We start from the raw sequence: 8,468 nt of genomic DNA on the forward strand, positions 1-8,468 counted from the left end.
TCAGGAGCCACATGTGTGTACGACACACCCGCGTCGCGCCCCCCCCCCCCCGGCCGCCCCCCCCGCCCCCCCCCCGCGCCTCCCCCCGGCCGGCGGCGGGCTGGCGGGCCCGGGCCGGGCCGTCCGATCCCTCGTACGACACCCCGCCGAGCAGGCCGTTCCACGCCTCGGACCGCTCCGTGGGCGGGGTGCGGCCGACGTTTACGCTGGCCGCCATGACGACGACCCCCGCAGTCCCCACCACCGACCTCTACGACGAGCACGGCGAGAACCTGCTCGTCTGCGGCACGCAGTTCCGGCAGTTCGGCGGGCGCCGGGCCTTCGCCGGTCCGATCCGTACGGTCTCCTGCCACGAGGACAACGCGCTGCTGCGCGAACTCGTGCACGGCCCGGGCGACGGCGCGGTCCTGGTGGTCGACGGTGGCGGCTCGCTGCGGACCGCCCTGCTGGGCGACCTCATCGCGGGCGCGGCCCAGCGCAACGGCTGGGCCGGCCTGGTCGTCAACGGGGCCGTCCGCGACAGCCGCGCCCTGGGCGGGCTCGACCTGGGGATCAAGGCGCTGGGGACCGTACCGCGCAAGAGCGGCAAGACCGGCGCAGGGGTGCTCGACGTGCCGGTCACGTTCGGCGAGATCACCTTCCGGCCCGGCGACGTCCTGCACTCCGACGAGGACGGGGTCGTGGTCCTGCCGGCGGCCTGACGCGGGCGTGGAGCCACCCGACCGGAAGGACCGGGAGGGGGCCGGGCCGCCGACACCGACACGGCCACCGCACACCGGCCGACTGCGGCCGACCCGTCCGTCCCCGTCCCCGTCCCCGTCCGGGGCCAAAGCGTCACCGTGTCGGGGGTCACCGTGCCGAGATCACGACGTGACGGTGTCACCCCGTCGTCGCGGTACGGCGGTACGGCGTTACGGCGTTACGTCGTCCACGGTGCCGGAGCCGGGCTCCCGAACGCGGGCGGCGGCCCGGGCGTCGCCGCGGATCCGAGTGCAGGCACCGGCCCGGGACCGGGTGCGGCCAAGGGCGGCTTGGGCTGGCCGAGCGAAGTCCTCCTCATCCGGGCCGGTTGGGGTCGACATGGGTTCGGTCGGCTGGGCAGGGTGGAGTTCCGTTTGCGGGAGGGCGTGCACACGTGGTCCCGCCTCACTGATGGGAGCATCCATGCGCGGTCATCTCGCGCGCGCCGCCAGGAAGGTCTGCCTCGTTCTGGCCCTGCTGGGCCTGACTCTGTCCGTCGCTGTCCCTCCCGCCGCGGCGGATGACCGGCAGACCGTCGTGCTGCCTCTCAGCGGCACCTTCCGATCGTTCAGCTCGGAGCCGATCGACGTCACCGGCAGTGTCCGCGTCCGGGTCGTCACCGAGACCGCTCCGGGAGGCGGGGGCACTGCCCGCGTGACGAGCACTCTGCTTCGCACTACCGGCATCGGCCAGGTCAGCGGTGGTCTCTACCGCTTCGTCGGCAGCGACACCAACGTGGCCGCCTGGCCGCCTGACCCGATCACGCCACTGACCTTCCACCCCCGCTTCTACAACATCTATCCGCCGGACCCCATCATCCCGACCGTCCCGCCGCACCCGATCCGGCCCGTCATCGTCGACGTGACGCTCACACCGGACGGGACCATCACCAACATCGGCGCAATGGTCGACCCGGGCTCGGTCGACAACCCCTGAGACCAGGACGAAGCCCACAGACCAACGTCCCGGCATTCCCGTGCGCAACCGGAGCCGGGCCGTTGTACTGCACCAGCCCAGACACCGGCCCAGCGCGCACGGCAGGCGGTATGGCGGCCCCCCTGCCCGCGCTGCTCGACCGGCATGTGCCGCTTGGCCCGGATCAGGCGGTGAACGGGTTCAGCCAGGTCACCTTGAGGGCCAGGGCGGTGGCGAGGACGAGCAGGGCCCGGCCCGGTTCGGCGACGGGCATCCGCGGGATCAGCCCGCCGGTCCGTTCGGCCGCCCAGCCGTCCAGCGCGGCGCGGTCGGTGGCGGGGTCGCCGGTGAGGTCCCCGCGGGTGCCGGCCGGCAGTCCGGCGAGCCAGCGCTCCTCCAGCGGCAGCCCGGCGCGCGTCCACAGGCCGAGCGCCGGCCGAGAGGCCGCCCACCGCGTCGTAACCGCCGAGCGTTCACGGGCCGCCTCGGCCGGTACCGCCTCGCATATGCCAGGCAGACATGGCGTTCGGCCTCTTGGATCTTCCCACGAAGGGCGGGCGGGAAGGCCGGGGCGATTCTGTGTCACCGCACCGTCGCGCTTCCCCGCCGACCTTGATTCACTGGCCTCACCGCCCCACCGGAGCGGCGCGGGCGGCTCCCGCCGCAACCCGGTGGTGGACGGAAAACGCAGGCACCCTGCGCGCCGATCGCGGTGGTCGGCGCGCAGGGCTCCGGCGGACGGCCGGCGTCGGTCGAAAGGCCGGGAGCCCTCGGTCCTGAGTTCTCCCGACGTCAGAGGCCCTCGTCGCCCGAGGCCAGAAGACCCTCGTCGCCCGAGGTCAGCGGCCCTCGGTGATCTGCGGAGCGGGCTCGTTCTTGTAGTTGGCGACGCCGCCGAAGTTGCTCTGGACGAACTTGTCCCAGGAGCCGTCCTTGACCATCTTGCGCAGCGCGTCGTTGATCTTGGCCTGGAGCTCCTTGTCGCCCTTCTTCAGGCCGATGCCGTAGTACTCGTTGCTCAGGCTGAACCCGGCGAGCTTGAACTTGCCCTTGTTCTCCTGCTTCGCGGCGTACCCGGCCAGGATGGCGTTGTCGGTGGTCAGCGCGTCGAGGGTGCTGTCCTGGAGGGCGACCAGGCATTCGGAGTAGCCGCCGAGCTCGAGCAGGCCGGCCTTGGGCGCCAGGTTGGCCCGGACGTTCTCGGCGGAGGTCGAGCCGGTCACCGAGCAGAGCCTCTTGTTGTTCAGGTCCTCGGCCTTGGCGATGCCCGTCTCGGAGGCGCGCACCAGCAGGTCCTGGTGGGCCTGGAAGTACGGGCCGGCGAAGTCGACCTTGCTCTTGCGCTTTTCGTTGATCGAGTAGCTCGCGACGACGAACTTGACCTCGTTGAACTGGATCATGAGCTCGCGGTCGGAGCTGTAGACCTGCTTGAACTCGATCTGCTCGGGCTTGTAGCCGAGCTCCTTGGCCACGTAGGTGGCGACGTCCACGTCGAAGCCGCTGAACTTGCCGTCCTGGCGGAGGCCGATGCCCGGCTGGTCGAACTTGATGCCGATGGCGATCTTGCGGTTCTTGTCGTCGCTGCTGTCTCCACCGCACCCGGAGGCGGTCAGGGCGAGAACGATCACAGTGGCGACCGCACCGGCCTTGGAAACCTTCATGTGGACTCTTTCCGAAATTACCTGGTGAAGACGTACTCGGTTGGAAGCTAGGAGGGCATGGGCACAGCGTCACTAGATCTGAGGAAGATTTGAGGATCACGATCTGGCACGCCGCAGATCCTGAGGCGTTCACGGACCGTGACCGGAGAGGATACCGATGGATGATCAGGTGTCGGCGGCGGAGCTCTTCGACGAGCTCGGCGCGCACTACGAGGACGCCTTCGCGGGGCTGCCGGGGCAGCTCGCCGCGCTCGACTGGCTCGTACCCCGGCTGCCGGCCGGAGCGCGCGTGCTGGACATCGGCAGCGGCACCGGCCGCCCGGTGGCCGAGCGGCTGGCGGCGGCCGGCTGCGAGGTGACCGGCATCGACGTCTCGCCGGCGATGGTGGAGCTGGCCCGGGACCGGGTGCCCGGGGCGCGCTTCGAGCTGGCGGACGTACGGACGTACGAGGCGCCGCGCGGCGGTTTCGACGCGGTGTGCGCGTTCTTCCCGCTGCTGGTGATGAGCCGGCCCGACGTGGAGGCCTCGCTGGAGCGGATCGCGGACTGGGTCGCGCCGGGCGGCCACTTCGTGATGGCCACCGTGCCGGCCGACATCGAGGACGTGGACATCGTGTGGATGGGCCACAAGGTGAGGGTGAGCAGCCTGTCCGCCGACGACTATCTGCGGCGGCTGGACGAGCTCGGCTTCGAGGTGCTGCACAGCGAGGTCTCGACGTACCAGCCCGCGAGCGAGCTCGCCGGCCCCGAGGAGCACCTCTTCTGCTACGCGAGCCGCCGCGGCTGACCGCGCGCGGACGGGCCGGAAGGGCGGCGGGCGGGAAGGGCGGCCGGGGGCGGGGCGGGGCGGGGGGTGTTGCAGGCCGGTCTGCCCGTCCGGTGCGCACGGTGGCCTGGAACGTGCGCCGGCGCCTGCCCTGATCCCTTCCTCGTGGCAGCATGAACGGGCAACGCTGCCACGAGGAAGGGGAGTTCGGTGACGGGCATACGCAAGGGCCTGGCCAGGGTAGAGGTCGCACTGCGGTGGGATCCGAGCCCGGCGGGCGCGCCCGCGAACGATCTCGACATCGTCGCGGCGGTCTTCGGCGCGGACGACCTGTACGGCGAACCCGCCTACCTGGTCCACTTCGGCCGCCGCTCCCCCGACGGCACCGTCACCCTCAACCGGGACAGCCGCACGGGCCAGGGTTTCGGCTTCGACGAGGTGATGACCCTGGAGCTGGACCGGATGGACCCGCGGCTGCGGCGCGTCGTGGTGGGCGTGGTCATCCAGGGCGACGGGCGGACCAGGTCCTTCGGCGACATCGGCGGTACGGCCGTCCGTATCCGCGCGGGGTACACGGATCTGGCCGAGGACGACTTCGCGGGGGTGGCCGGGGCGGGTGCGGCGACGGTCGCGGAGTTCACGCGGGACGGTTCGGGCAGCTGGGAGCTGCACACCGGGGTACGCGGGTACGACGCCGGGCCGGAGGAGTACATCCGGGCCATGGGAGCGGAAGGCGCCACCTCGGGGCGGGCGACGGGCGCGTCGGACTGAGCGAAGCGTTCCCGGAGGGGCGGGCGAGCGGGCCTGCAGGCCCGCGGACGGCCGTCACCGCAGACCGGCAAGCCGCTCCACGGCGGCCCACCGTCCGTACCACCGCGTCTGACCACCGCGTCAGCCGGGCCACGGACCGGGCCGTCGGACCAGGTCGTCAGACCAGGTCGTCGGACCAGGTCGTCGGACCAGGTCGTCGGACCAGGTCGTCGGACCAGGTCGTCGGACCAGGTCGTCGGACCAGGTCGTCGGACCAGGTCGTCGGCCGGGCTCGGCTGCGCCGTCGAGCAGCTCGACCGCACCTACTGACCCGGCCCGCCGCGTCGGACCGGGCGGGCGCTGACGCTCCTTGCGGAGCACCGGCCGCCCGCCCGGTCCGGGTGGCCCACAGGACGAACACAGGTATGGCGGGCCACAGGCGCGGCCAGCGGGCCGAGCTGCCTCGGGATCACGGAGGCACGGCGGGGCCGGCGAGCCCGGCCGACTGGCTCAGGCGCCACAGGATGAACGTCAGGCGCGGCGGGGCGCAGGTGCGGCCGGCCACGGGCACGGCCGCGTGGAGGCGGCGGGGCCGCCTCGCCGGTCGGTCCACACGACACGGCCCGGCGCCCGGAGGCGGCGGGGCGCCTCACCGGATCGCCCGGCACGGCCGAAGGAGTCCGGCCCCGCCCCGCCGGGAGCAGGGACACAAACCCAAGCGCGCCTGACCCACCCCACCCGGAGCAACCGGCACGGCCGAAGGACACCGCCCCACCCCAGGAGGCGGTCCACCTGGAGCAGGCGGCCCGACCGCAAGACACCAGCCCTGCCCCACAGGAAGCGGTCCACCCGGAGCCGCCCGCCCGACCGCAAGACACCGGCCCCGCCCCACAGGAAGCGGCCCCCGGAGCAGCCCACACGACCACAGGACACCAGCCCCACCCCACCGGAAGCGGCCCCCCGGGAGCAACCGGCCCGACCGCAAGACACCAGCCCTGCCCCACAGGAAGCGGCCCCCGGAGCAGCCCACACGACCACAGGACACCAGCCCCACCCCACAGGAAGCGGCCCCCCGGGAGCAACCGGCCCGACCGAAGGACACCAGCCCCGTCCCACCGGCCCCGCCCCTCCGGGAACGCCTCGTTCAGTCGGCCGGGCGTACCGTGCGCGGGCCCGTGCAGCGGGCTCCGTGGGCCTGGACGCGCTCGCGCAGGGCACGGTCCGCCGTGACGACCACGCAGTCGCCGGTGGCGGCGTACTCGGCGGCCAGTTCCACGATGCGGTCGTCGCCGCTGCCCGGGGCGGAGTCCACCCGCACGCCCGGCACGGATTGCACGCCCCGGGCGGCCCCCTCGACCACGAGGACGATCTCCTCGTCCCCGGTCCGCTCCGCGAGCCGGTCGCGCAGCCGCTCGGCGGCGCCCCGCCGGTCCCGCCACCAGCCGTCGGGGACGGAGCCGACGACGTTCGCGGCATCCACGATCAGTACGGTCACCGCCCCAGTATGGGCGGAACTCCGTCCGTCAGGACCAGTCGGCGGCGATGGCGCGCAGGGCGGCCAGGTGCCGCTGGTAGGCGGCGCGGCCCTCGGGGGCGAGTGAGAGCCAGGTCCGCGGGCGCCGGCCGACCCGGCCCTTGTGGACGGCGACGTAGCCCGCCTCCTCCAGCGCCGACACCTGCTTGGACAGGACGGAGTCGGTCACCTCGACGAGGTCGCGTACGAAGCCGAACTCCGCCTTGTCCAGCGGCGCCAGGGCCGCGACCACCGACAGCCGCACGGGCGCGTTGAGCAGCGGGTCGAGCGCGTGCCGGGGATGACTGCCGGGCGAGGTCACGACGACCGCCGCTCCAGCCAGGCCCCGACGGCGGCCGGGGCGGCGCAGGCGAGCGCGGCGGCGGCCGCGAAGCCCGGACTGTCGGTGAGGACGGTGGTGCCGAGGACCACCGACAGCGCGAACACGGCGCCCCAGACGCCCACGATCACCAGGTGCCGCACGCCGGACCCGCGGCGCACCACGCGCTGCCGGGCGGCGTACACGCTCAGTGCGCCCACGAGCAGCGCCTGCGCCACGGCGAAGGTGGCGCCCGCGAGGGGGCCGTGCCACAGCAGGGCCGTCGGTACGAGGACGAGCTGGCCGGCGGCGAACGCCGTCAGGTACCGCCCGTACCAGCCACTCCCCCGCCGTGCCGCCTTCTCCGCCGCGGACGCCCGCCCCAGCGCGTCGACAACACTCCCTGATCCGCTCACAACTCCCCCTCGGGACAGCTCGGTCGAACTCCTCACTTTCCAGAATGGCTTCTACTTTCCAACTTGGCAAGTAGGGCAAGTTCCGGAGATGTGCGCGGGGTTCGACGGGCCGGTCTGCCCGATGGACGGTCAGGGGTGGAAGACCACCTCCGGGTTGGCCGCGCTCGGGCCGGTGAGCAGGGGCTGCGGAAGGCCGCGCAGATGCTGGTCGAAGAAGGCGGTGACGTAGGCCCGGGTGATCTCGACGGACCGGGTGCCGGAGAGCGGTGAGTGCGGATCGGGCCGGCCGATCGCGTCACCGAGGGGCAGCAGGTCGGTGAAGGCCATGTGGCCGGTGCCGGTCACGGTGAGCCAGCGCTTCCAGCCGTCCAGGCGCTGCCAGGCCGCCTCCCAGCTCGACTCCCCGGGGGGCCGCAGGGCCGGGTCACCGCCGAGCATCAGGAACGGCCGGCCCTTCAGGCCGCCCTCGGGTATCGGGCTGAAGAAGGTCCCGTCCATGTTGACCCCGGCGTCCACCCTGCGGTCGGTCGCCATGGCCGCGGCAGCCGAGGCTCCGCCGATGGAGTGTCCGGCCATGCCGATCCGGCGGGAGTCGACGAGATGGGCGTAGCGCCAGGCGGGCTTCGGCCCTGTGAGCCGGTCGAGGACGAAGGAGACGTCACGCGCCCGCCCGTCGGAGACCCGCTGGTACTGCTTGTCCTCGGCCGCCTTGTCACAGGCGACGCATGCGAGCAGCCGCCCGCCCGGGAAACTCGCGCCGACCGACTCGTACGCGTGGTCGACCGCCGCGACGACGTAGCCGCGCGAGGCGAGCTCCTCGGCGAGGGCGGTCAGCGTGGCCCGCGGCATGCCGAATCCCGGGGACAGCACCACCAGCGGGAAGCGTCCGGGCTGCGGACGGGCGCCCTCGCGGGCACTCGTGCGGAGGGCGGCGAAGCGCTCGGGCGTGACCAGGTCGCCGACCTTCCAGGCGGCCACCGTCGCCTGCGCCTCCGGGAGGGTCACGTACGGGGCGGGGCTGCTGCCGGTGTGCGGACGGGCCGGGTAGTAGAGCGAGAGCATCAGCTCGCGGTCGGCGGTGGGGACCCAGGGGTCCTTGCGGGTCCGGTCGACCAGGTGCAGCGTGTCGCGCCCGACGGCGAGCCGACCGGTGGGACGCGGCAGTTCGAGCGGCGCGCCCTGCGCGGCGGGCGTCGCACCGGAGGGGGTGCCGGAGAGGGCGCTGGAGACGGTGCCGGATGAAGCGGCAGCGGTCGGCACGGCCACCGACAGTGACGCGGCGGACTGCGGCGCGGCAGACAGCTGCGCGGCGGACAGCGGCACCGACGGGCTCGCCGGCCCGCCGCCCGCAGCGGCCGGGGCGGCCCCGCGCCGAGCGCGGTCGCCG

10 protein-coding genes are annotated in these 8,468 nt (G+C 73.4%); 4 read left to right on the plus strand and 6 right to left on the minus strand.

Annotated elements, in window-relative coordinates; all coding sequences use genetic code 11:
- The first annotated feature begins 215 nt into the window (after positions 1–215).
- Together rraA and GPJ59_RS29735 are read left to right on the plus strand one after the other, a co-directional pair.
- Positions 216–701, plus strand: a complete 486-nt coding sequence (gene rraA, locus GPJ59_RS29730; RefSeq protein ID WP_219671008.1) for a ribonuclease E activity regulator RraA — start codon at positions 216–218, stop codon at positions 699–701.
- A 463-nt stretch (positions 702–1,164) separates the two neighbouring features.
- Entirely contained in the window at positions 1,165–1,677 is a 513-nt protein-coding gene (locus tag GPJ59_RS29735; RefSeq protein WP_219671009.1) for a hypothetical protein, read from the plus strand.
- A 163-nt stretch (positions 1,678–1,840) separates the two neighbouring features.
- Here GPJ59_RS29735 and GPJ59_RS38700 read toward each other — a convergent pair whose 3' ends face one another.
- Together GPJ59_RS38700 and GPJ59_RS29745 are read right to left on the minus strand one after the other, a co-directional pair.
- Entirely contained in the window at positions 1,841–2,242 is a 402-nt protein-coding gene (locus tag GPJ59_RS38700; RefSeq protein WP_219671010.1) for a hypothetical protein, read from the minus strand.
- Between the two features lie 253 nt (positions 2,243–2,495).
- On the minus strand, positions 2,496–3,317 hold the full coding sequence (locus tag GPJ59_RS29745) for a glutamate ABC transporter substrate-binding protein (protein ID WP_219671011.1): 822 nt from the start codon (positions 3,315–3,317) through the stop codon (positions 2,496–2,498).
- 157 nt (positions 3,318–3,474) lie between these two features.
- On the opposite strand from GPJ59_RS29745, the gene GPJ59_RS29750 reads away from it, so the two are divergent.
- Positions 3,475–4,104 (plus strand): class I SAM-dependent methyltransferase, encoded by a 630-nt coding sequence (locus GPJ59_RS29750; protein ID WP_219671012.1) that lies wholly within the window; start codon positions 3,475–3,477, stop codon positions 4,102–4,104.
- Between the two features lie 189 nt (positions 4,105–4,293).
- Complete coding sequence (locus GPJ59_RS29755; RefSeq protein WP_219671013.1) at positions 4,294–4,854, plus strand: TerD family protein; 561 nt, start codon at positions 4,294–4,296, stop codon at positions 4,852–4,854.
- Positions 4,855–5,977: 1,123 nt separating this feature from the next.
- Here GPJ59_RS29755 and GPJ59_RS29760 read toward each other — a convergent pair.
- From GPJ59_RS29760 to GPJ59_RS29775, 4 genes are all read right to left on the minus strand, one after another.
- Positions 5,978–6,328 (minus strand): NTP pyrophosphohydrolase, encoded by a 351-nt coding sequence (locus tag GPJ59_RS29760; RefSeq protein WP_219671014.1) that lies wholly within the window; start codon positions 6,326–6,328, stop codon positions 5,978–5,980.
- A 28-nt stretch (positions 6,329–6,356) separates the two neighbouring features.
- Positions 6,357–6,668 carry a winged helix-turn-helix domain-containing protein gene (locus GPJ59_RS29765; RefSeq protein WP_219671015.1) on the minus strand — a complete coding sequence of 104 codons (312 nt, stop codon included), beginning with the start codon at positions 6,666–6,668 and terminating at the stop codon, positions 6,357–6,359.
- Complete coding sequence (locus GPJ59_RS29770) at positions 6,665–7,081, minus strand: hypothetical protein (protein ID WP_219671016.1); 417 nt, start codon at positions 7,079–7,081, stop codon at positions 6,665–6,667. Before GPJ59_RS29770 ends, GPJ59_RS29765 begins: the two co-directional genes overlap by 4 nt.
- Before the next feature lie 129 nt (positions 7,082–7,210).
- Positions 7,211–8,404 carry an alpha/beta hydrolase family protein gene (locus GPJ59_RS29775; RefSeq protein ID WP_445271890.1) on the minus strand — a complete coding sequence of 398 codons (1,194 nt, stop codon included), beginning with the start codon at positions 8,402–8,404 and terminating at the stop codon, positions 7,211–7,213.
- Between the last annotated feature and the right edge of the window lie 64 nt (positions 8,405–8,468).

The organism is Streptomyces bambusae, assembly GCF_019400985.1.
GTDB lineage: Bacteria > Actinomycetota > Actinomycetes > Streptomycetales > Streptomycetaceae > Streptomyces > Streptomyces bambusae_A.

Coding starts and splice junctions, on each gene's coding strand:
- rraA (WP_219671008.1), top strand. CDS start 216: ATGACGACGACCCCCGCAGTCCCCACCACCGACCTCTACGACGAGCAC.
- GPJ59_RS29735 (WP_219671009.1), top strand. CDS start 1,165: ATGCGCGGTCATCTCGCGCGCGCCGCCAGGAAGGTCTGCCTCGTTCTG.
- GPJ59_RS29750 (WP_219671012.1), top strand. CDS start 3,475: ATGGATGATCAGGTGTCGGCGGCGGAGCTCTTCGACGAGCTCGGCGCG.
- GPJ59_RS29745 (WP_219671011.1), bottom strand. CDS start 3,317: ATGAAGGTTTCCAAGGCCGGTGCGGTCGCCACTGTGATCGTTCTCGCC.